This window comes from Pseudomonas sp. SORGH_AS_0211, assembly GCF_031453455.1.
Classification (GTDB): Bacteria; Pseudomonadota; Gammaproteobacteria; order Pseudomonadales; family Pseudomonadaceae; genus Chryseomonas; species Chryseomonas aestiva.
Map to the genome: position 1 here is coordinate 2,617,411 of NZ_JAVIZV010000001.1, position 22,295 is coordinate 2,639,705.

Sequence of the window (22,295 nt, forward strand, 5' to 3'; positions counted from 1 at the left end):
GCGGCCGAGGCTGTCACCTGGCAGCCGGCGGCCTGTCACGCGTAGTAGTCGACCAGACTGCGCGCCGCGAGCGTCGCCGAGCCGCGGGTTTCGGCGACATTCGCCACCGCTTCGTCCTCGCCCCCGCCCGCGCCGCGGCCACCGCGACGCGAATTATCGCTCTGGCCACCCTGCTGCGACTGCTGCCAGCCCTGACCGGACGACTGATCGGAAACGTTGACGTTGGCGAGGTTCATGCCCTGCTGGGCGAAGAGTTCGCGCAGGCGCTGGCTGCCGTTGTCCAGCGCCTCCCGCACGTCGGCGTGGGGGCTGGTGAAGGTGACTTGGGTCTGGTCCTGGGTCATGTCGATCCGCACCTCCAGCTTGCCCAGTTGCGCCGGCTCCATCTGGATGTCGGCGGTCTTGAGATTCTGGCTGGACATCCACATGACCTTGTCGACCACCGCCTCGCTGAAGTTGCCCGCCTGCGGGCTGAGCGGCTGGCCAGGCACCGTGGCCGTGACCGGGCGAGCTGTCGCGGCGGGCGTGCTGAGGGCTTGCGACAGGGCGGTGAGTTTGTCGGCGAAGGCATCGGTCTTGCTCGGTACCGCCGCGTCCTGCCCATCGCCCTTGTCCAGCGTCGCGGCCAGGGCCGCGCTGGCCGCCTGATCCGCCACCTGAGCGGGGGCGCCATCAGCCGGCAACAAGCCTTGCAGCTGCGTGGCCGCCAGGTTGTTGGCGTTGGTGGCGGCCTTGGCGGCGTCTCCCTGTGCCTGGGGCACCTGGCCCAGCAGTTGCGCCAGACCGTCGTCCGCGGCCTGCTGCTCGCCGGCCCTGGCCGGGGTCGCCGTCACGCCCGTCCCCGCCCCCGTGGCGGTCGTCTGGCCTGCGGTAGCCACGGCAGCGCCCAGCAGCGCCGCCGGATCCAGGGCCTGGGTGGTGGCGGTGGTGGTCGCTTCCGCCGCCGTCCCGGTCGGCAGCTGAGGCGGAGGTGCCAGCGTGGCCACGGGTGGCGGGAACTGGCCGGTCATGCCGAACATGAACAGCGGATCCAGCAGCGCATCGACGGGTGCCTTGGCGTCTTCGCCCTGGGCCACCGGCAAGGTCTTGCCGCTGTCGTCGGTAGCGGCTGCCGACTGCTCGCCGCTCTTGGCGGTGCTGTCGGCCTGGGGCTTAGCCTCTGCGGTGCGGTCGTCATCGCTGGAGCGCTTCACTCGGTCATCGTCATCCCGGGCACGCCCGGGTTCGTTCTTGCGCGCCTGGGTCGGGGCCTTGCTGTCGCTGGCGTCGCGCGGCTTTTCGCTGCGCACCGGCTCACGCGGCTGCTCCTGGGCGAAGACATCGGCGAACCGCTCCTGGACTGCCGGGCGATCCTGGGAGGGGGTCTTGGCCGCCGCCCGGCCGGTGCCGGCTGGAGAGGTGGCGGTATTCAAAAGGAAATCGGGCACGACGGCCATGGAGAGCTCCGAACGACGGGTTTCCGGGTATCTAGCAAGTTGCGCGCCAGCCAGAAACGCCAGCGCTTTGACAAGATCAGCCCGCGTAGCGTTGGCGCTCGACCTTGAACAGGATGCGGACAATGGCGAATTCGCGCTCCATGGCGGAAACCCCCATGGCCAGTTCGGCGGTAGTCGCCCGGCGCCGCGCGCCCTCCTCCACGTCCCGACACAGCTGGGCCAGGGGCGCGGCGCCCATGTTGCCGGCGCTACCCTTGAAGCTGTGCGCCAGCTGGCGAACCTGCTCGGCATCGCCACCGATCACGCTGCGCTTGAGTTCGGCGATGCGTTCTTCGCAGTCGAGCAGAAAGGTTTCGATGAGATCGACGTATTCCTCCTCCATGCAGTCGCGCAGGGCGGCGAGCGTTTCCGGATCGAGATGGGAGGAAAACATCGGCATTCTCTCTGACCAAAAGAAGGAACGAAGGCGGGGCCTGGCCTAGATATAGGTCGAGCGGGCCCGCTGGGCGTATTCGTCCATCTGTTTCTGTTCACGCTTGTCCTCGACCTGGCGCTGCTCCTGGCGATAGCGCTCGACCAGTTTGCGCAGGCCTTCGAGGCGAGCATAGCGCTCCTGCCACTGGGTGCGTGCCTTGGCCACCACGTCGCGGTGCCACTGGGCGTTGCGCTCCTGCTGGCCGATCGCCTCTTCCAGCTGGCTGAGAAAGCGCTGATAGCCGATCAGCCATTGCCCGGTGACGCCACGGCTGCCGTTGACCACCAGGCGCTGCTGGTAATCCTCGCGATAGCGCTGCAGTTCGCCCAGCTTGAACTCGGCCTGGGCCAGTTGCTGCTGGCATTGTCCCAGGCGCTGGGCGGCGTCGCGCTCGTCGCGCTCGCTCATCTCCACCACCGGACCCAGACGCTCGGCTCTGCCTTTCATGATCTATCAGCCTCCCAACACGGCTTGGAGATTGGCGGAACTCTGCTCCAGCGACTCGCTTTCGCGCAGGCCCTGGCGCAGGAACTGCTGCATGGGCGCATAGCGGGCGATCGCCAGATCGGTTTCGGCATTCCCGCCGGGCACATAGGCACCGACGCTGAGCAGGTCCTTGGCCTGCTGATAGAGCGACCAGAGCTGCTTGACGCGCTGGGCGTTGCGCAGATGCTCCGGGCTGACCACCTGGGGCATGACCCGGCTGATGGACGCCTCGATATCGATCGCCGGATAGTGCCCTTCCTCGGCCAGCCGCCGCGACAGCACGAAGTGACCATCCAGCACGCCACGCGCCGAGTCGGCGATGGGATCCTGCTGGTCGTCGCCTTCCGAGAGCACAGTATAAAACGCGGTGATCGAACCCCCACCTTTTTCTGCGTTGCCGGCCCGCTCCACCAGGCGCGGCAGCTTGGCGAACACCGACGGCGGGTAGCCCTTGGTCGCCGGCGGCTCGCCGATGGCCAGGGCGATCTCCCGCTGCGCCTGGGCATAGCGGGTCAGGGAATCCATCAGCAGGAGCACGTTCTTGCCCTTGTCGCGAAAGTATTCGGCGATGCGGGTGCAGTACATGGCCGCGCGCAGGCGCAGCAGGGGCGCATCGTCCGCCGGCGAGGCCACGACCACCGCCCGCTTGATGCCCTCTTCACCGAGAATGTGCTCGATGAATTCCTTCACCTCGCGACCCCGCTCGCCGATCAGCCCGACCACGATGATCTCGGCCTTGGTCAGCCGGGTCATCATGCCGAGCAGCACGCTCTTGCCCACGCCGGTACCGGCGAACAGGCCAAGACGCTGGCCGCGACCTACCGTCAACAAACCGTTGATGCTGCGGATGCCGACGTCCAGGGGCTCGCTGATGGGCTCGCGCTTGAGCGGGTTGATGGTGGGGCCGTCCATCGGCACCCAGTCTTCGGCGCGCATGCGACCCTTGCCGTCCAGGGCGTTGCCCAGGCCATCCAGTACGCGCCCCAGCATCGACATGCCCATCGGCAGGCGACCGGTGTCCGGCACCGGCACCACCCGGGCGCCGGGCGCGATGCCGGCCAGGCTGCCCACCGGCATGAGAAAGGTCTTGTCGCCGTTGAAGCCCATCACCTCGGCCTCGACTTCCACCGGCTGATAGCCACCGCCATTGATCAGCCGACAGCGACTGCCGACGGCGGCGCGCAGGCCTTCGGCCTCCAGGGTCAGACCGACCATGCGCAGCAGGCGGCCTTCGATCACCGGCTGCTGCTCGACCCGGATGGCTTCATCGTAGCCGCTGAGGCGGCGTTCGAAACTCAGACGCTCAAGACGCATGGGAGGCATCCTCGATGTCGATGTGCAGATCGGCTTCCTGGGGTTGGGTCGCCTGGTGGCGCTGCTGTTCGGCCAGCTGGGTCAGCGCCTGGGTCAGGCGGGTCTCGATGCTGGCATCAATGACGCTGCTCTCGGTCTCGATCCGGCAACCGCCAGGCATCAGGGTCTCGTCCTCAAGGATGCGCCATTTTTCCTCGTGGCGGTCACGCAAGGCCTTCATCAGCTCGAAGTCCTGGGGGCTGACCTGGATGCGGATGTTCTCGGCACCCATGGGCAGCAGCTTCAGCGCCGTGCGCACCACCTGACCCAACTGACTGGAGTCTAGCGTGAGTTCGCGCTGGATGACCTCGCGGGTGATATGCCGGACCAGCTGCACCATGCCGGCTTCCAGGGCCTGGTCCTGTTCGCCGATGGGATCGAGCAGATGGCTCATCAGGGTTTCCAGGCTGGCCAGCCGGGCGGTCAGGGCCGCCTCGGCTTCCTGGCGCGCCTTGAGCTGGCCGGCATGATAGCCATCGCGCTCGCCGGTGCCGAAGCCCTCGTTATAGGCCTCCTGGCGGATCGCCTCCAGCTCTTCGAGGGTGATCGGCTGGACCTCTTCGACCGGGACCTCTTCGATCTGGGGCTCCGGCTGGGGCTCGGGCTCGACTGCCGCGGGCACAGGAATTTCTGCAGGTGCGTCGAAACTGTCGAAGGCTGGCAGTCGCCAGACGTCGAAGGTCTCCAGATCCCGCGCCCTGATCAGCTCGCTCGCCGCTTCTTTGCTCATTACCTGTCCGTCAGAAAACCGCTACTGACCAGACCTTAGCAAAGCACAGGCCAATTCCGGCAAGGCGTCAGACCATTTCCTCGCCGCCCTTGCCACCGAGCACGATCTCGCCGGCGTCGGCCATGCGGCGGGCCACGGCGAGCACCTCTTTCTGCGCCCCCTCCACCTCGGACAGTCGCACCGGCCCCTTGGCTTCCAGATCGTCGCGCAGCAGCTCGGCCGCGCGCTTGGACATGTTGCGGAAGAATTTCTCCTTGATCCCGTCGTCGGCGCCCTTGAGCGCCAGCACCAGCACATCGGAGGACACCTCGCGCAGGAGCGCCTGGATGCCGCGATCGTCGACATCGGACAGGTTGTCGAAGACGAACATCAGGTCCTCGATCTGTCCCGACAGATCCTGATCCGCGTCGCGGATCGCGTCCATCAGCGGGCCTTCGACCGAGCTGTCCAGGTAGTTCATGATGTCGGCGGCACGCTTCACGCCGCCCAGGGCGGTACGGGTGGTGCTGGCGCTGCCGGAGAACTGCTTCTCGAGGATCAGGTTCAGTTCCTTGAGCGCCGCCGGTTGCACGGTGTTCAGCGAGGAGACGCGCAGGACGATGTCCAGGCGCACCTTGTGATCGAAGTGGCCAAGGACTTCGGCTGCCTGGTCGGGATCCAGGTAAGCCACCACGATGGCCTGGATCTGCGGGTGCTCGTAACGGATCACATCCGCCACCGCCCGTGGCTCCATCCACTTCAGGCTGTCCAGGCCGCTGGTGTTGCCGCCCAGCAGGATGCGGTCGATCAGGCCGCTGGCCTTGTCCTCGCCCAGGGCCTGGGTGAGCATCTTGCGGATGTAGCCGTCGGCGCCCACGCCCAGACTGGTCTGGTCGCCCACCACCTCGATGAAGTCGCCCAGCACCCGCTCGACCTGCTCGCGGTTGACGTTGCGCATCTGGGCCATGGCGGTACCGACCTTCTGTACCTCCTTTGGCCCCATGTGGCGCAGTATCTGCGCGGCATCGGCCTCGCCCAGCGACAGGAGGAAGATCGCGGCCTTCTCTACCTTGGAAAGTTGCGCTTCATTCGTCGCCATTGATCCAATCCTTCACTACCTGGGCGACACGGCCCGGATCATCGTTGACCAGCTGCTTGATGGCGGTCAGTTGAGCGTCATAGCCCTCGCTCGGGCTCGGCAGCAACAGCGGTGCCGGACCGGCCAGGCTCACCTTGTCGTCGGCCAGATCGTCCGACAGGCCATCCAGACCGCCGGCACCCAGGGCACCGGCACCACCGGCAGCGGCCAGGGCGGCGGCGTCCTTGGTATTGCCACCGGACAGATTCTTCAGCACCGGACGCAGCACCCCAAAGACTAGCACCAGGATGAAGAGGACGCCGAGGGCCTGCTTGACCACGCCCCAGAACCAGGGCTGCTGGTAGAAGGGAATGCTCTCGATCTCTTCCTGCTGCACCGGGGCGAAGGGCGCATTGATCACGCTCACGCTGTCGCCACGGCTGGCGTCGAAGCCCACGGCATCCTGCACCAGACGGGTGAAGCGAGCCAGGTCTTCGGGAGTCCAGGGCTGATGGCTGACCTTGCCGGCCGCATCGACCTTGACCTGATCGTCCAGTACCACCGCGACGGAAAGTCGACGCAAACGGCCCTGCTGCTGACGGGTATAGCTGATGCTGCGGTCCAGCTCGTAGTTACGGGTGTTCTGCTCACGCTTGTCGGTCGGGTACGGCAGGGTCGCCGGCAGGCTGGTCTTGCTGTCGTAGATGTACTGGTCGTTGGCGTCGCGCAGCGGCTGGCCGGGAGCGATGTAGTTGGCGCCGCCACCCTGGGCACCGGCCTTCTCCGGCGTCGAGGACGGACCGGGCGGCTGGTTGGACAGGGCACCGGGCACGCCCTGGGCGCCGCCGCCGGACGTCTGGCGCTGCTCGCTGTTCTGCTGCTCGCTGCGCAGTGCCGGTTGATCGGGATTGAATTGCTCGGCAGTCGATTCCACGGCGTTGAAATCCACGTCCGCCGCGACTTCCGCCTTGAAACGACCGTTGCCCACCACCGGCTGTATGATGTTCTGCACGCGCTGGGTCAGGGAGCTTTCCATCTTGTGGGTGTAGTCCAGTTGCTTGCCGGCGATCGACAGCTCGGACATGTTCTGCTGGTCGGACAGCAGCTGCCCCTTCTGGTCGACGATGGTGACCTGGGACTTGTCCAGTTCCGGCACGCTGGTGGCGACCAGGTTGATGATGGCCATGACCTGACCGGAATCCAGGGTACGGCCGGGATACATCTCGACCAGCACAGAAGCGCTCGGCTTGCGCTCGTCGCGGACGAACACCGAACTCTTCGGGATCGCCAGGTGTACCCGGGCGCCCTTGATGCCGTTGAGGCTGGAGATGGTCCGGGCCAGTTCGCCTTCCAGGCTGCGACGATAGTTGGCCGCTTCCATGAACTGGCTGGTGCCCAGCGGCTGCTCCTTGTCCAGCAGCTCGAAGCCGACATTGCCATCGGAGGGAGTGATGCTGGCTGCGGCCATCTTCATGCGCGCCCGGCCGAGGTCGTCGGACTTGACCAGCAGGGCGCCGGAATTCGGATCGACCTTGTAGCCGATGTCGGCCGCGCCCAGGGCCTGCAGCACCTGATTGGCGTCGAGACCATTCATGCTGGTGTACAGCGGCCGATAGTCCGGCTGCTGGGTCCAGAGCACCACGGCAAAGCCCAGGGCGACGCTGGCGGCCAGGCCGATCAGCAGCCCCATCTGCCGCAGCAGCGGCATATCGGACAGGTTGTCGAGAAAGCTGAGACCCAGCAGCGACTTCTTGGGCTTGTCTTCAGCCTCGGGCTTGGTCGTCGGGACGGGTGCGTTGGTGAGAGCTTCAGCCATTTTCTAGACCGTCCTCAAATCGACATTTGCATGATGTCTTGGTACGCCTGAACGAACTTGTTGCGTACCTGGGTCAAGGCCTGCACGGAGACGCTGGCCTTCTGCGAAGCGATCATGACTTGAGTGAGGTCGACGCCGCCCTGCCCCAGCTCGAAGGCCTTGGCCATCTCACCCGCGGTCTGTTGGGTCTCGTTGACGGAGCCCACGGCCTTGCTGAGCATGTCGGCGAAGCTCGGGCCCTGGACCTGTTCCGCGCCGGCAGCCGGAGCTACGACGGCTTTCGACCGGGCCATGGCTTCGGTCTGCATGGAACGCATTTCCAGCATCAACCGATTGAACTCGACACCTTGAACCATTTGCTCTGCTCCTCTGGCACGGGAAATTGACGCCGTACCCACTCGTGTCAGAGATAGAGCAATGCTTGTGCCAGATCCTAAAAATCCAGCCAAAACAATGGCTTGGGAAAAAGGTGCAGAGAGACAATTAAAGTTTGCCGAAAATCAGTCGACGCTGAGCAGTTCGCGGTTGCGTTGCAGCAGGGCCTTGCCGATGCCCTTGACCTCGAGCAGCTCGTCCACCGAGACAAAGGCGCCATGGGCCTGGCGATGGTCGACGATCGCCTGTGCCTTGACGGCCCCTATCCCCCGCAGACGTTGCAGCGCGGTGACGTCGGCGACGTTGATGTTCAGGGGTGCCAGGTCGGCGCTCGAGGCAGGCTTGGTTGCAGCACCCGTGCCAGACTCACAGGCATTGGCCCAGGGACCGAACAGGGCCAGCAACGTCACTATCCAGATGAATCTCATAGAGGAACCTCCTTGTTCCGCTGTTTGATTCGAAGAGCTTAACGCAAGGGTTCAGGCGGTCAACTCACCAGTGACCCTGCCTGGGCACGCTCGGTCCTGAGCGCCAGCAGGGTCTGGCGAACGCCCTGGCGCCAGTCGCTCGGCGGGATGCCGAAGTGCTGCTCCAGCGCGCTGGAATCCAGCATGGAATAGGCCGGGCGCTTGGCCAGGGTGGGAAACTCGGACGTGGCGATACCGGTGATGAGCGGCGCCCGCTCCAGCATGCCCAGCTCCTGGCCGGCATCGATGATGTAGCGCGCGAAGTCGCACCAGCTCAGGCCGCTGTCGCCGCCGAAGTGATAGAGGCCATAGGCCGTTTGCTCAGGCTGGGCTTCGGCGTGGACGGCGATCTGCAACAGCGCATCGGCGATGTGACCGGCGTAGGTCGGGCAACCCACCTGGTCGCTCACCACCCGCAGTTCGCCGCGATCGGCAGCGAGCCGCAGCATGGTCTTGAGAAAGTTGTTGCAGTGTTCGCTGAACACCCAGGCGGTTCTCAGCACCACCGAGCGCGGACAGGCGGAGAGCACGCGGTTCTCCCCTTCCAGCTTGGTCATGCCATAGACCCCGGACGGGCTGACCGGATCCTCGACCTGATAGGGTTCGGTGGCGGTACCGTCGAACACATAGTCGGTGGACAGATGCAGCAGGGCGATGCCGGCGGCACCGCAGGCCTGGGCAAGCACCGCGGGACCTTCGATATTGCCGCGGGCGGCGATCTCGGGTTCCTGCTCGGCCTTGTCGACCGCCGTGTAGGCGGCCGCATTGATCACGACGTCCGGAGCGAACCGCTCGAGATGGCTGGTTACCGAGCCTTCGTCAGCGATATCCAGAGTGGCACGTCCATGGGCCTCCCATGCCAGTTCTGAACGCTGAAGACGATCGGTCAGACAGCGTCCGACCTGACCGTTAGCTCCGGTAACCAGTATCTTCATCTATACAGCTCCGCCAATCGAAGGCCTTGTGCATCTTTGGCGGACAGGATGGGATCCGTTACCCGCCAGTCGATATTCAGATCCGGATCATTCCAGATCAAAGACCCTTCATCAGAGGGATCGTAATAATCTGTGCACTTGTATTCAAAATCAGCGGTTTCCGACAGCACCACGAAGCCGTGGGCCAGGCCCGGCGGTATCCAGAGCTGGCGCTTGTTGTCTTCCGAGAGAATCTCGGCGACCACGTTGCCGAAGGTGGACGAACCGCGACGGATGTCGACGGCCACGTCCAGCACCTCGCCGCGCACGACGCGCACCAGCTTGCCTTGCGGCTTGCTGCGCTGGAAATGCAGACCACGCAGCACGTTGCGGGCGGAACGAGAATGGTTGTCCTGCACGAACGGCAGGGTGATCCCCGCCTGCTGGGCATAGCGCTCCGCCTGGAAGGACTCCAGGAAGAAGCCGCGGTCGTCACCGAAGACCTTGGGTTCGATCAGCTTGACGTCCGGGATCGCGGTGTCGAAGACCTGCATCAGTCCTGCTCCTTGCACAGCCGCGCCAGGTACTGGCCGTAACCGGTCTTGCTCAGGGCTTCGGCCTGCATGGCCATCTGCTCGCAGGTGATCCAGCCTTTCTGGAAGGCGATCTCTTCGAGGCAGGCGACCTTCAGACCCTGGCGCTTCTCGATGGTCTGGACGAAATGACCGGCTTCCAGCAGGGCGTCGTGGGTACCGGTGTCCAGCCAGGCGAAACCGCGGCCCAGCAGGGAAACGTTCAGCGAGCCACGGCGCAGGTACTCGTTGTTGACGTCGGTGATTTCCAGCTCGCCACGGGGCGACGGCTTGATGTTGGCAGCGATGTCCAGCACGTCGTTGTCGTAGAAATACAGACCGGTGACGGCATAGTTGGACTTCGGCTTCTTGGGCTTCTCTTCGATGCTCAGGGCCTTGCCCTGCTCGTCGAACTCGACCACACCGAAACGCTCGGGGTCGGCGACGTAGTAGCCGAAGACGGTGGCGCCCTTGTCCACGCTGGCAGCCTTGAGCAGCGTCTCGCTGAAGTGCTGGCCGTAGAAGATGTTGTCGCCGAGGACCAGGCAGACGTTGTCATCGCCGACGAATTCGCGACCGATGATGAAGGCCTGGGCCAGACCGTCCGGGCTGGGCTGCTCGGCGTAGCTCAGCTGCATGCCGAAATGGCTGCCGTCGCCGAGCATGCGCTGGAAGCCGGGCAGGTCGGCCGGCGTCGAGATGATCAGGACTTCCTGGATACCGGCCAGCATCAGCACGGACAGCGGATAGTAGATCATGGGCTTGTCGTAGATCGGCAGCGACTGCTTGGACACGCCCAGGGTAATGGGGTGCAAACGGGTACCGGAGCCACCGGCCAGCAGAATTCCCTTGTATTTGCTCATGGCAATCGTCCTCTGAAAATTGACTGTTGCTGTCGGTCGGACACGCCCGCGGGCATGTCCGCGATAGGATCGTTAAACGGCTTCGCCGAGGCGCTCGAGGCGGTAGGCGCCGGACAGTACCCGCTGCCACCACTCACGATTGTTCAGGTACCAGATTACCGTCTTGCGCATGCCGGTCTCGAAGGTCTCTTCCGGCGTCCAGCCCAGCTCCCGGCCGATCTTGCTGGCGTCGATCGCGTATCTCATGTCGTGACCGGGACGATCCTTGACGAAGGTGATCAGGTCGCGATAGCGCTCGACACCCTCGGGCTTCTGCGGAGCCAGTTCTTCGAGCAGGTCGCAGATGGTCTCGACGACCTGCAGGTTGCGCTTCTCGTTATGGCCACCGATGTTGTAGGTCTCGCCGACCTCGCCCTGGGTCACCACGGTATAGAGGGCACGGGCATGGTCTTCGACGAACAGCCAGTCACGCACCTGGGAGCCATCGCCATAGATCGGCAGCGGCTTGCCATGGATGGCATTGAGAATGACGTGGGGGATCAGCTTCTCGGGGAAGTGATAGGGGCCATAGTTGTTCGAGCAGTTGGTCACCAGTACCGGCAGACCGTAGGTCCGACCCCAGGCACGTACCAGATGGTCGCTGCCGGCCTTGCTGGCCGAATAGGGCGAGCTCGGGGAATAGGGCGTGGTCTCGGTGAAGAGGTCGTCGGTGCCGTGCAGGTCGCCGTAGACCTCGTCGGTGGAGATGTGGTGGAAACGGAAGGCTGCCTTGGCTTCCGGCGCCAGGTCGTTCCAGTAGGCACGGGTCACCTCGAGGATGACGCCGGTGCCGACCACGTTGGTCTGGATGAAGGCGGCAGGGCCCTCGATGGAACGGTCCACATGGGACTCAGCAGCCAGGTGCATGACCACGTCGGGCTGGAAGGACGCGAAGACCTGCTGCAGGGCGACGAAGTCGCAGATGTCCACCTGGTGGAATTCGTAGCGGTCGGAGTCGGCGACTTCGGCCAGGGAATCCACGTTACCGGCGTACGTCAGCTTGTCGACGTTGGCAACCTTGCATTGGGTCTCGTTGATAAGAAAACGTACCACGGCGGAACCAATGAAACCCGCGCCACCTGTTACCAGTACCTTCATCCTGAATCCTGCCTATATCGATTTGTACATCATCGCGCCCGGCGCTGCGGACGAGACATCGGAGGACGGCGCAGCCATCCCTGGCTTGGGTCACAGCCACGGCCATGCACCCAAAGACCTGAGTTAAACAGTGGCAGGAAAAGAAAGTTCAGCCTAGCGCTGGGCGGCTGCCGCTTCTGTGCTCGGCTTCAAATCCAGGCTGAAAGAAAGCGCGGACGGGATCACTCGATGGATCTCTTACCATGCAGCCAGTCGACGATGTCGCCCTCTGGCGAATAGCCGGCGACGGTGTCGCGCAGCAGTTGCCGGACACGGAGGTAATCACCCGCATCGATCGCGCGGCTCAGCTCGACAAGAGCTGCCCGGAAGGCATCCCAGGCCAGGAAGTCTTCGCTGGCGCGCATGATCTTCGGGTGGGAGGTCGGACTCACGTCGTCACCGATGAGCAACTCTTCATAGAGTTTTTCACCGGGTCGCAGCCCGGTGAACTCGATGGCGACATCGCCATGGGGATTGGCCGGCGAGCGGACGCTCAGGCCCGACAGCTTGATCATCTGCTCGGCCAGTTCGACGATGCGCACCGGCTCGCCCATGTCGAGCACGAAGACGTCTCCGCCCTCGCCCATGGCGCCCGCCTGGATGACCAGTTGGGCGGCCTCGGTGATGGTCATGAAGAAACGCGTGATCTTGGGATGGGTAACGGTAACCGGCCCACCCTTGCGGATCTGGGTCCTGAACAGCGGGATGACCGAACCGGACGAGCCCAGCACGTTGCCGAATCTCACCATGGTGAAGCGGGTGCGATTGACCTGATGGATACCGTCCGTCTGCCCGTGCAGCACGGGCGCCGCCTCGCGGCTCAGGGCCTGCAGGATCATCTCGGCCAGGCGCTTGGTGCTGCCCATGATGTTGGTGGGCCGTACCGCCTTGTCGGTGGAGATCAGCACGAAACTGGTCACGCCAGCCTGGATGGCCGCCTGGGCGGCATTGAGGGTGCCCAGGACGTTGTTGCCGAAACCCTCGGCGATGTTGTGCTCGACCATGGGCACGTGCTTGTAGGCCGCCGCATGGTAGAGGGTGGCCACCTTCCAGTGCCGCATCACCTGCAACAGCAGCGGCGCATTGCGAATGGAGCCCAGTACCGGCACCAGGGTGACCGGCAGGGCTTCGCGCTGGATATAGGTCTCCAGCTCGCGGTGGATGCTGTAGAGGTTGAATTCGGCGTGGTCGAGCAGGATCAGGGTGCGCGGTTTCTGGCCGATGATCTGCCGGCACAGCTCGGAGCCGATGGACCCCCCTGCCCCGGTCACCATCACCACCTGAGCGGTGATGCAACGGGCGAACAGCTCGGGCCGGGGCGTCACCGGATCGCGTCCCAGCAGATCGGCGATGTCGACCTCCTGGAGGTCGTCCACCTGTACCTTGCCGCAGGCCAGGTCGCTGATCCGTGGTACGGTTCTGACGTGCAGCGGATAGGGTTCCAGCAGACCGAGCACCTCACGCCGCCGCGCGCGAGTAGCGGACGGGATCGCCAGGAGGATCTCCTCGGCCCCCGTCTCGTCGATCATCTGCTGGATGTGTTTGGGGGTGTAGACCTTGAGCCCGGCGATGATGCGATTGGCGATGCTCTTGTCATCGTCGATGAAGGCCACCGGACGCATGGCGCGGCCCATGCGCAGCGCCGCGACCAGCTGATTGCCCGCCGAGCCGGCGCCGTAGATGGCGACCCGTGGCAGCTCGTCCGGCTGTTTGATGAAGGGCACGGTGATGGCGCGATACCAGTCGCCCAGGAAATACTGGCGCAGCGCGAGACGCAGGCCGCCGATCAGGATCAGGCTGACGATCCAGTAGTTGAAGATCATCGAACGCGGGACGATCTCCGGCAGATCGCGATACCAGTAGATGACTACCGACAGCAGCAGCGTCGACAGCGTCACCGCCTTGGCGATGGCGATCAGGGCGTCGTTGCCCAGGTAGCGCATGACCGCGCGGTACATGCCGAAGCGGATGAACAGGGGAATGGCGATGGCCGGCGCAGTGATGAACAGCCAGGCATGCCCGCTGAAGGGCTCGATCATCTGCACGGAACCCAGGCGCAGATAGAAGGCCAACCAGAGCGAGAGCCAGATCAGCAACAGGTCGACCGCGACCTGGATGACTCTCTTGGTACGCCGGTTCAGCTTGACCAGATGGTCACGCAACATGTCAGTGTCCCTAATCCCTGAATCCGGTGGACTGCGCAGCCATGGCTACCTCATCGGTCCCAGCATGGTATCGAAGGGCCAGGCAAAGCAGAGGCCCATAGGCAAGCAAGAGCCCCAGTATGGCACTTAAAAGCCCCAGCCCCACCAGCAAAGCGATAGGCAGCAACCAGAACAGGTTGATGGCGAGTACCGCCAGGGTCACCGGGCGATGGGCGCCATGCTGACGGGAGGCCCACTGATAGGCGTGGGTGCGATGAGCCTCGTAGGGCTTCTTGCCCCGGCTCAGCCGCCGCGACAGGGTCCAGGTCGCATCGACCACGAAGACGCCGAGCAGGATCAGCCAGGCCCAGAACAGCGACAGCTCCACCAGTGCCGCCTGCAACGACAGCATGCCGAGGATCAGACCGAGAAAGCCACTGCCGACATCGCCCATGAAGATGCGCGCCGGTGGAAAATTCCAGCACAGGAAGCCACCCACGGCCGCCGCCAGGAGCAGCGGTGCGCCCAGCAAGGCGCCGTGACCGGCCACGGCATAGATCAGCGCCGTGCCCAGACAGACGACGAGCGCCTCGACGCCGGCGATACCATCGATGCCGTCCATGAAGTTGTAGAGATTCAGCAGCCAGACCAGATAGAGGACGCCCAGGGTCATCACCAGCCAGCCGGGCAGCCCCAGAATAACGGACAGCTGCGCCGGAAGCGCGCCATAACCGCCCAGCCACAGCAGGGCAGCGACCGCCGCCAGGAAGTGACCCAGCAGACGCCAGCCGGCGCCCACGTGCCGATGATCGTCGACGAAGCCGAGCACCGCCACCAGCAGCCCCGCCCCTATCAGGACGCCACAGGAAGCCGGATCAAGCTGGCCCAGCAGTCGCAGCACCACACAGCCGAGCACGAACACCACGACGATCGCCAAGCCGCCGCCTCGAGGCGTCGCCACCTGGTGCGAACTGCGCGCATTGGGTTCGTCGAGCAGGCCTCCGGACAAGGCATAGCGGCGCAGCGCCGCCGTGCCGAGCCAGCTGCAGCCGCCGGCCAGGAGCAACAGGAGCAGCATCATTTCCGCCCCTCCGCACCGGCCCGTTGCGCACCCAGCGCACGCAAGGCGGCCCGCGCCGACAGCGGGGGCTGCCAGCCCAGCAAGGTCTTGGTGGGCTGGATGTCGACCTGCAGCGACCCACAGAGACGTTGCGCGACCTCACCCCGCCCCAGCAATGCGGCGCCCCATTCGAGCCAGGCGGACGGAACGGCGATCAGCCGGGGTTTCCGACCCAGGCCTTCGGCCAACGATTCGAGCAGCTCGGCGGTGGAGAGATCTTCATCGTCGCTGACCAGCAGGATGGCACCGGCCGCCTTGGGCGCCGCGATGCACAGGATCAACAGGTCGAGCAGATTCTCCAGCGCAAGCAGACTGCGCCTGTTGTGCCGAACGCCCCCCAGCGGCAGCGGCACGCCCCGTGCCAGGGTGTCCAGCAGACGGGCCACATTGGCCTTTACCCCAGGCCCGTAGATCAGCGGTGGACGCACGATGACCACTTCCAGCCCGGTCTCGGCCATCAGCGCCAGCAGCTGCTGTTCGGCAGCGGCCTTGGAACGCGCGTAGGCATCGGTGGGCGCGGGAAGATCGTCAGCGCGAAAGGGCTTGCCGGGAAGGGTCCAGTCACCGTTTACCTTGATGCTGCTGACAAAGACGAAGCGACGGACGCCGGCAGCCAGGGCATCCCGGGCCAGCTTGAGGGTTGCCGCCCGATTCACCTCATCGTAGCGAGCCTCGCTGGCCTCGCCTGGCTGCTCGCCCAGCTGATGGACCCGGGCGGCAAGATGGATGACGGTATCCACCCCTGCCAGGGGCGCGGACCAGTCGGTATCGGCGGACAACTCACGGATCACCGGAATCACCCCGCCCGCGACCGAGGCAACTGCCGGCTGGCGCTGCGCAGCGACCACCGGATAGCCCTTGGCCTGTATTTGCCGAACCAGAGCTGCGCCGACGAAGCCCCCCGCCCCTGTCACCAGAATCTTGCGTTCCATCAATGCGTTGCGCCGTGCCAGTCAGCCAGGAAGGGCGCTTATGGTAAGACATTGCCCCGCGAGGGCCTAGCCACGCAAAACGCAGGCATAAAAAAGCCCGCCGAACCTGAGCTCGGCGGGCCGAAAAACTTGAGAGCCTTAGAAGCTCTTGGCGGAAGCCTGGACTTCGACGGCCTGGAAGCGAGCGGTCGGCTGGGCAACGTAGTGACGCGAGAAGCTCTCGACGCGCTGAGCGGGCTGCAGGAACAGGGCAACCATCCAGCTACCGGCCAGAGCGGCTACAGCGAGGAAGGGATGACCGAGGTGCATGCTGGTGAAGCAGGCGGCGATACCGATCCAGATGAAAAGATAGTGGCGCATGACAACTTCCTCACTCGGCGTGGACTACGAGGTCACCCAAGACCTTATGTGAAGGAAGTCTCATACAAAAATCGGAACCCGTCTACAAAAATATCAAAACGGCTTGACTTTTTTTGTAAACGTCAAAATACCGATAATAACCTTATGGATAACGCTTTTTTGACGACTTGGGGCTAGCCAAAAAAACCAGGAAAATCAACCTCTTGCCGGACAGCCAGGGAAAAGACCGCCAGTGGGCGACAGCTTTATGGCTCCAGCTCGTTGACCCTGTCCCGTAGCTCCTTGCCTGGCTTGAAGTGCGGAACGAACTTGCCGTCCAGCAGCACCGACTCGCCGGTCTTGGGATTGCGTCCCGTACGAGGTTCGCGATAGTGCAGCGAGAAGCTGCCGAAGCCCCGGATCTCGATACGGTCTCCGGTGGAAAGTGCCTGGGCCATCTGCTCCAGCATGGTCTTGATCGCCAGCTCGACATCCCTGGACGACAACTGCCCCTGATAGGAAACGATGCGCTCGATCAATTCCGACTTGGTCATGGATTTTTCCTTCGTTATCAAGCGGCTAGATCACCTCCAAGGACTTTTAGCACGCCGGCGGATTTTTGAAAAGTCAAGCGGACGACTTTGGTCCCGGCAACTTTTTACGGGTCATGACCACCCTGCCCACTTTTCGCCAGGCAAAAAAAAGCGACCCCGAAGGGTCGCCTTTTATTCAAGCTCGAACTTAGTTCTGGCTTTCCATCTGCGCCTTGATCAGGTCGCCAATGGTGGTGGGGCCAGCAGCAGGTTCTTGCTTGCTACGCAGGGAGCTCATGGCTTCCTTCTCGTCGTCGACGTCCTTGGACTTGACGGAGAGGCTGATCACGCGGCTCTTGCGATCGATGCTGATGATCTTGGCTTCGACTTCGTCGCCTTCCTTCAGCACGTTACGGGCGTCTTCGACGCGGTCACGGCTGATTTCGGACGCCTTCAGGACGCCTTCGATCTCGTTGGCCAGGGTGATGACAGCGCCCTTGGCATCGACTTCCTTGACGGTACCGCGCACGATGGTGCCTTTCTCGTTCAGGGAGGCGTAGTTGGAGAACGGATCGTCTTCCATCTGCTTGATGCCCAGGGAGATGCGCTCGCGCTCCGGGTCAACGGACAGGATCACGGTATCCAGCTCGTCACCCTTCTTGAAGCGACGCACGGCTTCTTCGCCGGTTTCGTTCCAGGAGATGTCGGACAGGTGTACCAGGCCGTCGATGCCGCCTTCCAGACCAATGAAGATACCGAAATCGGTGATCGACTTGATGGTGCCGGAGATGCGGTCGCCCTTGTTGAACTGACCCGAGAACTCTTCCCACGGGTTGGCGCGGCACTGCTTGATGCCCAGGGAGATACGACGACGCTCTTCGTCGATATCCAGGACCATGACTTCCACTTCGTCGCCGACCTGAACGACCTTGGACGGGTGGATGTTCTTGTTGGTCCAATCCATTTCGGACACGTGCACCAGGCCTTCCACGCCCTCTTCCAGCTCGGCGAAGCAGCCGTAGTCGGTGAGGTTGGTGACGCGCGCCTGAACGCGGGTGCCTTCCGGGTAACGGGCCTTGATGGCGACCCACGGATCTTCGCCCAGCTGCTTCAGACCCAGGGAGACGCGGTTGCGCTCGCGGTCGAACTTCAGCACCTTGACGTCGATCTCGTCGCCGACGTTGACGATTTCCGACGGATGCTTGATGCGCTTCCAGGCCATGTCGGTGATGTGCAGCAGGCCGTCCACGCCGCCCAGGTCGACGAACGCACCGTAGTCGGTGAGGTTCTTGACGATACCCTTGACTTGCTGGCCTTCCTGCAGGGATTCCAGCAGAGCTTCACGCTCGGCGCTGTTCTCGGCTTCCAGGACGCTACGACGGGAAACGACAACGTTGTTGCGCTTCTGGTCCAGCTTGATGACCTTGAACTCGAGTTCCTTGCCTTCCAGGTGAGTGGTGTCACGCACCGGACGGACATCGACCAGGGAGCCCGGCAGGAACGCGCGGATGCCGCTGACGTCGACGGTGAAACCGCCCTTGACCTTGCCGTTGATGACACCCTTGACCACTTCGTCGGCGCTGAACGCGGCTTCCAGGACCAGCCAGGATTCGGCGCGCTTGGCCTTTTCGCGAGACACTTTGGTTTCGCCGAAACCGTCTTCGACGGCATCCAGGGCTACGTGGACTTCGTCACCCACGTTGATGGTCAGCTCGCCTTGTTCGTTGTAGAACTGCTCGAGCGGAACCAGGCCTTCGGATTTCAGGCCGGTATCGACCACAACCCAGTCGCCATCGATCGACACCACGGTGCCGACGATGATGGCGCCCGGCTGCATGTCGAGGGATTTCAGACTTTCTTCAAAGAGTTCTGCGAAGCTTTCGCTCATGTTCATACCTGTTGTATGGATACCCGATGTATCCGGCTACCGCATGACCAGCCCATGCGGGGTGAGTGGTTACCATCCGGCTGCCGGGATGCGACTGGTTCCCGGCAGCTTTCACCGACGACTCGGATGAGTCTCGGCCTTCATCCAGCCAGGTCGCGTTCGGCGGCCAGGGTCAGGATGCGTTCCAATACCTGTTGTATGGAGAGATGCGTGGAATCCAGCTCGACGGCATCGTCGGCCGGCTTGAGCGGAGCAACGCTACGCTGACTATCGCGGGCGTCCCGCTCACGGATCTCTTCCAGGAGGGCAGGCAAGCTAACATTTTCGCCCTTCTGCTTCAACTGAAGATAACGCCTCTGTGCCCGTTCCTCGGCACCGGCGGTCAGAAAGATCTTCAGCTCGGCGTCCGGAAACACCACGGTGCCCATGTCGCGACCATCGGCGACCAGACCGGGCGCCTCGCGGAACGCCTGCTGGCGCTGCAGCAGGGCATCGCGCACGGCGGGCAGGGTCGCCACCTGGGAGGCGCCGGCGCCCACTTCCTCGGTACGGATGACGTCGGTGACGTCCTCGCCTTCGAGGATGATGCGCTGGCCGTGCTCATGCCCGGCGAGGAACTGGACGTCCAGGTGGGCCGCCAGCAGCTTGAGCGACTCCTCGTTGGTGTAGTCCACGCCATGGTTGCGGGCGGCGAAGGCCAGCAGGCGGTAGAGCGCGCCGGAATCCAGCAGATTCCAGCCCAGCTGGCGGGCGACCAGCGCTGCGAGGGTGCCCTTCCCCGAACCGCCGGGGCCATCGAGGGTGATGACGGGTGCGGTACTGCTCATGAGTGCCCCTCCGTAAGGGATTGATGGACGGCGACCTGAGCGCCGGCCTGGGTACGACTGGCGAGGATGCGCCCGAAATATTCGCGCGCGCCGCGGGCGTGGGTCAGCACCTCCATGAGGAACTGACCATCGCCGGCCTGGATGGCGCCGCGCAGCTCGTCGAGATCGGCGCGATAGGTGTCCAGGGCCTGCAGCACGGCTTCGCGATTGGCGATGAAGATGTCGTGCCACATGGTCGGATCGCTGCCGGCGATGCGGGTGAAGTCGCGGAAGCCGCCGGCGGCGTAGTGGAAGATCTCGCGGTTCTCGCTGCGCTTGGCCAGGGAGTCCACCAGATTGAAGGCCAGCAGGTGCGGCAGGTGGCTGGTGGCGGCGAGGACCTGGTCGTGATGCTCGACGGTCATGTGCTCGACGTCGGCCCCTATGGCACGCCAGAGCCGATCCACCTTGTCCAGATCGGCCGGCAGGGTCTCTTCCAGCGGCGTGAGGATGACCTTGTGCCGGTTGAACAGCGCCGCGTTGGCTGCGGTGACGCCACTGCGCTCGGAGCCGGCGATGGGATGACCCGGCACGAAGCGCAGCGACTGGCCGGCGAAGGCCTGGCGAGCGGCGCGCACCACGTTGCCCTTAGCGCTGCCGACGTCGGTGAGGATGGCACCCTGCAGCGGCAAGGCCGCGAGATCGGCCAGCACCCGCTCCATGGCCAGGATGGGCACGGCGAGCTGGATGACGTCGGCACCCGGGCAGGCATCGCCCAGCTCGGCGACGCAGCGGTCGACCACGCCCAGCTCGACCGCCAGCCGGCGGGTCTCGGGATCGCGATCGACCCCGACCACCTCACGGCAGAGACCACTGGCGCGGGCGCCCTTGGCGAAGGAGCCGCCGATCAGGCCCAGGCCGACAACGACGAGACGGTCGATCAGGGGGGTGGCCACTTCAGCCACGACCCAGGACCTTGCCCAGTGCCGCCAGGAAGCGGGCATTTTCCGCTTCGGTACCGATGGAGACGCGCAGGAAGGTCGGCATGCCATAGCCGGCGACGGGCCGGACGATGACGCCCTCCTGCAGCAGCCCCTGGTTGATCGGCGCGGCGTCGCGCCCCAGGTCCACGGCGATGAAATTGCCACGGGAGGGAATCCACTTAAGGTCCAGATCGCGGAAACCGGCTTCCAGCTGGGCCATGCCGGCATCGTTGAGGGCCCGGCTGCGGGCCAGGTAGTCGCTGTCGGCCAGGGCGGCACAGGCCGCGGCCTGGGCCAGGCTGTTGACGTTGAACGGCTGGCGCACCCGATTGAGGACGTCGGCCACGGTCGGCGAGGAGAAGGCATAGCCGACGCGCAGGGCGGCCAGGCCATAGGCCTTGGAGAAGGTGCGCGAGACGATGAGGTTGGGGTACTGGGCGAGGAACGCCAGGCCGTCCGGCAGCTCGTCGCCCTCGGCGTATTCGATGTAGGCCTCGTCCAGCACCACCAGGACGTGCTCGGGTACGCGGGCAAGGAAGAGTGCCAGGGCCTCGCTGTCGAACCAGGTGCCGGTAGGGTTGTTGGGATTGGCGATGAAGGCCACCCGGGTGTCGGCATCGATGGCGGCGAGCATGGCGTCGAGGTCATGCCCGTAGTCCTTGGCCGGGACGCTGCGGCCTTCGGCGCCGATGGCCAGGGTCACCAGCGGATAGACGGCAAAGGCGTGCTCGCTGAACACGGCGTTGTAGCCGGGCGCCAGATAGGCCCGGGCAACCAGTTCGAGGATGTCGTTGGAGCCGTTGCCCAGGGTGATGCCATGGGTGGCCACGCCGAACCTCTGGCTCAGGGCCTGCTTGAGATCGAAGCCGCCGCCATCGGGATAGCGGGTCAGCTCGGCCAGTTCGGCACGAATGGCTTCGAGGGCCTTGGCGCTGGGGCCGAGCGGGTTCTCGTTGCTGGCGAGCTTGACGATGCTGGCCGGCGCCATGCCCAGTTCGCGGGCCAGTTCATCGACGGGCTTGCCGGGCACGTAGGGCGAGAGTTTCTGTACGCCGGGAAGGGCTTGTGCCAGGAAATCGCAGCTCATGGAGACCTCTTCAACTTGCGATGACGACGGTCGAGCCGCCGAAAATGGGCGCCATCTTAAAGCCAAGGCGGGTCGCGGACCAATCGAAGTTGCGCCTGCGCGACGGAAAGCCCCTAGCTGATGGCGCTGTAACGCCCGGGCCGATGGTTGATCGCCAGGGTCAGATTGAGGATCACGGCGCCCAGGATCGAGACGAGGATGGCGCCGGGCTCGACGACCAACAGCGCCAGCAGGACGATCAGGCAATCGATGCCCATCTGCACCTTGCCCGCTCGCCAGCCATAGCGCTGCTGCAGATAGAGCACGGCAATGTTGATGCCGCCGAGGCTGGCCTGGTGACGGAAGAGGATCAGCAGCCCCACGCCCATCAGTACGCCGCCAACCACAGCGGCATAGAGGGGTTGCAAGGCACTGAAGGCGACGAAGCTCGGGGTCAGTTCGGTAAGCAGCGACACCAGGGTCACGGCCGCCAGGGTCCGCAGGGTAAAGGCCCAGCCCATGCGCCGCACGGCCAGCCAGTAGAACGGCAGGTTGATGAGAAAAAACGCCTGACCGAAGGAGAGACGCGTGCCGTACTGGGCGAGAAAGGCCAGGCCCGCGGTACCGCCGGTGAGCAGGCCGGCCTGGCGATAGAGATTGACTGCCAGGGCGATCATCAGGGTCGCGCTAAGCAAGGCCAGCACGTCTTCGAGCAGATTGTGCCGTTGGGGAGTCACGGAGGTCATGGGGCCATCCTGGCGCGA

22 protein-coding genes and 1 pseudogene are annotated in these 22,295 nt (G+C 64.3%); all 23 read right to left on the reverse strand.

All coding sequences use genetic code 11. The annotated features are described in order from the left end of the window. Positions 1-35: 35 nt before the first annotated feature. The 23 genes and pseudogenes from QE393_RS12155 to QE393_RS12265 all read right to left on the reverse strand — a co-directional run bounded on the left by QE393_RS12155 (position 36) and on the right by QE393_RS12265 (position 22,277). On the reverse strand, positions 36-1,436 hold the full coding sequence (locus QE393_RS12155) for a flagellar hook-length control protein FliK (protein ID WP_310043721.1): 1,401 nt from the start codon (positions 1,434-1,436) through the stop codon (positions 36-38). Between the two features lie 76 nt (positions 1,437-1,512). Then, positions 1,513-1,869, reverse strand: coding sequence for an Hpt domain-containing protein (locus QE393_RS12160; protein ID WP_158889348.1), 357 nt, complete (start codon positions 1,867-1,869; stop codon positions 1,513-1,515). 45 nt (positions 1,870-1,914) lie between these two features. After that, on the reverse strand, positions 1,915-2,358 hold the full coding sequence (gene fliJ, locus QE393_RS12165) for a flagellar export protein FliJ (protein WP_133862397.1): 444 nt from the start codon (positions 2,356-2,358) through the stop codon (positions 1,915-1,917). Between the two features lie 6 nt (positions 2,359-2,364). Further along, positions 2,365-3,711, reverse strand: coding sequence for a flagellar protein export ATPase FliI (gene fliI, locus QE393_RS12170; RefSeq protein WP_310043722.1), 1,347 nt, complete (start codon positions 3,709-3,711; stop codon positions 2,365-2,367). Next, positions 3,701-4,480 (reverse strand): flagellar assembly protein FliH, encoded by a 780-nt coding sequence (gene fliH, locus QE393_RS12175; RefSeq protein ID WP_310043724.1) that lies wholly within the window; start codon positions 4,478-4,480, stop codon positions 3,701-3,703. Before fliH ends, fliI begins: the two co-directional genes overlap by 11 nt. A 67-nt stretch (positions 4,481-4,547) precedes the next feature. Continuing rightward, positions 4,548-5,558 carry a flagellar motor switch protein FliG gene (fliG, locus tag QE393_RS12180; protein WP_133862399.1) on the reverse strand — a complete coding sequence of 337 codons (1,011 nt, stop codon included), beginning with the start codon at positions 5,556-5,558 and terminating at the stop codon, positions 4,548-4,550. Further along, the gene (fliF, locus tag QE393_RS12185) at positions 5,545-7,353 is read right to left on the reverse strand and encodes a flagellar basal-body MS-ring/collar protein FliF (protein WP_310043725.1); all 1,809 of its coding nucleotides are present in this window, start codon (positions 7,351-7,353) and stop codon (positions 5,545-5,547) included. The genes fliG and fliF overlap by 14 nt, the downstream gene beginning before the upstream one ends. Before the next feature lie 14 nt (positions 7,354-7,367). Continuing rightward, entirely contained in the window at positions 7,368-7,709 is a 342-nt protein-coding gene (fliE, locus tag QE393_RS12190) for a flagellar hook-basal body complex protein FliE (protein ID WP_132832054.1), read from the reverse strand. 144 nt (positions 7,710-7,853) lie between these two features. After that, positions 7,854-8,156, reverse strand: coding sequence for a ComEA family DNA-binding protein (locus tag QE393_RS12195; RefSeq protein ID WP_310043727.1), 303 nt, complete (start codon positions 8,154-8,156; stop codon positions 7,854-7,856). A 59-nt stretch (positions 8,157-8,215) separates the two neighbouring features. Beyond that, positions 8,216-9,130, reverse strand: coding sequence for a dTDP-4-dehydrorhamnose reductase (gene rfbD, locus QE393_RS12200; RefSeq protein WP_310043728.1), 915 nt, complete (start codon positions 9,128-9,130; stop codon positions 8,216-8,218). Next, on the reverse strand, positions 9,127-9,663 hold the full coding sequence (rfbC, locus tag QE393_RS12205) for a dTDP-4-dehydrorhamnose 3,5-epimerase (RefSeq protein WP_273807636.1): 537 nt from the start codon (positions 9,661-9,663) through the stop codon (positions 9,127-9,129). The genes rfbD and rfbC overlap by 4 nt, the downstream gene beginning before the upstream one ends. Then, positions 9,663-10,544, reverse strand: a complete 882-nt coding sequence (gene rfbA / locus QE393_RS12210) for a glucose-1-phosphate thymidylyltransferase RfbA (protein WP_133862404.1) — start codon at positions 10,542-10,544, stop codon at positions 9,663-9,665. The genes rfbC and rfbA overlap by 1 nt, the downstream gene beginning before the upstream one ends. A gap of 72 nt (positions 10,545-10,616) precedes the next feature. After that, positions 10,617-11,681 carry a dTDP-glucose 4,6-dehydratase gene (gene rfbB / locus QE393_RS12215; RefSeq protein ID WP_310043730.1) on the reverse strand — a complete coding sequence of 355 codons (1,065 nt, stop codon included), beginning with the start codon at positions 11,679-11,681 and terminating at the stop codon, positions 10,617-10,619. Between the two features lie 221 nt (positions 11,682-11,902). Further along, positions 11,903-13,885 carry a nucleoside-diphosphate sugar epimerase/dehydratase gene (locus QE393_RS12220; protein ID WP_133862406.1) on the reverse strand — a complete coding sequence of 661 codons (1,983 nt, stop codon included), beginning with the start codon at positions 13,883-13,885 and terminating at the stop codon, positions 11,903-11,905. A gap of 10 nt (positions 13,886-13,895) precedes the next feature. Next, positions 13,896-14,942, reverse strand: a complete 1,047-nt coding sequence (locus QE393_RS12225) for a glycosyltransferase family 4 protein (RefSeq protein WP_310045632.1) — start codon at positions 14,940-14,942, stop codon at positions 13,896-13,898. After that, positions 14,942-15,916 carry an NAD-dependent epimerase/dehydratase family protein gene (locus tag QE393_RS12230; protein ID WP_310043734.1) on the reverse strand — a complete coding sequence of 325 codons (975 nt, stop codon included), beginning with the start codon at positions 15,914-15,916 and terminating at the stop codon, positions 14,942-14,944. Before QE393_RS12230 ends, QE393_RS12225 begins: the two co-directional genes overlap by 1 nt. Positions 15,917-16,054: 138 nt before the next feature. After that, the gene (locus QE393_RS12235) at positions 16,055-16,276 is read right to left on the reverse strand and encodes a hypothetical protein (RefSeq protein ID WP_273807639.1); all 222 of its coding nucleotides are present in this window, start codon (positions 16,274-16,276) and stop codon (positions 16,055-16,057) included. A gap of 245 nt (positions 16,277-16,521) precedes the next feature. Then, positions 16,522-16,809 carry an integration host factor subunit beta gene (ihfB, locus tag QE393_RS12240; RefSeq protein ID WP_133862410.1) on the reverse strand — a complete coding sequence of 96 codons (288 nt, stop codon included), beginning with the start codon at positions 16,807-16,809 and terminating at the stop codon, positions 16,522-16,524. A 187-nt stretch (positions 16,810-16,996) separates the two neighbouring features. Continuing rightward, on the reverse strand, positions 16,997-18,676 hold the full coding sequence (rpsA, locus tag QE393_RS12245; protein ID WP_310043736.1) for a 30S ribosomal protein S1: 1,680 nt from the start codon (positions 18,674-18,676) through the stop codon (positions 16,997-16,999). Between the two features lie 140 nt (positions 18,677-18,816). Beyond that, positions 18,817-19,503: a (d)CMP kinase gene (gene cmk / locus QE393_RS12250; RefSeq protein WP_007160398.1), complete on the reverse strand. Its 687-nt coding sequence runs from the start codon at positions 19,501-19,503 to the stop codon at positions 18,817-18,819. A gap of 23 nt (positions 19,504-19,526) precedes the next feature. Next, positions 19,527-20,486 (reverse strand): annotated as a pseudogene (locus QE393_RS12255) (prephenate dehydrogenase/arogenate dehydrogenase family protein); the annotation flags it as partial. Continuing rightward, positions 20,440-21,552 carry a histidinol-phosphate transaminase gene (hisC, locus tag QE393_RS12260; RefSeq protein ID WP_310043738.1) on the reverse strand — a complete coding sequence of 371 codons (1,113 nt, stop codon included), beginning with the start codon at positions 21,550-21,552 and terminating at the stop codon, positions 20,440-20,442. The pseudogene QE393_RS12255 and the gene hisC, both read right to left, overlap by 47 nt. A gap of 113 nt (positions 21,553-21,665) precedes the next feature. Further along, positions 21,666-22,277, reverse strand: coding sequence for a YitT family protein (locus QE393_RS12265; RefSeq protein ID WP_310043739.1), 612 nt, complete (start codon positions 22,275-22,277; stop codon positions 21,666-21,668). Between the last annotated feature and the right edge of the window lie 18 nt (positions 22,278-22,295).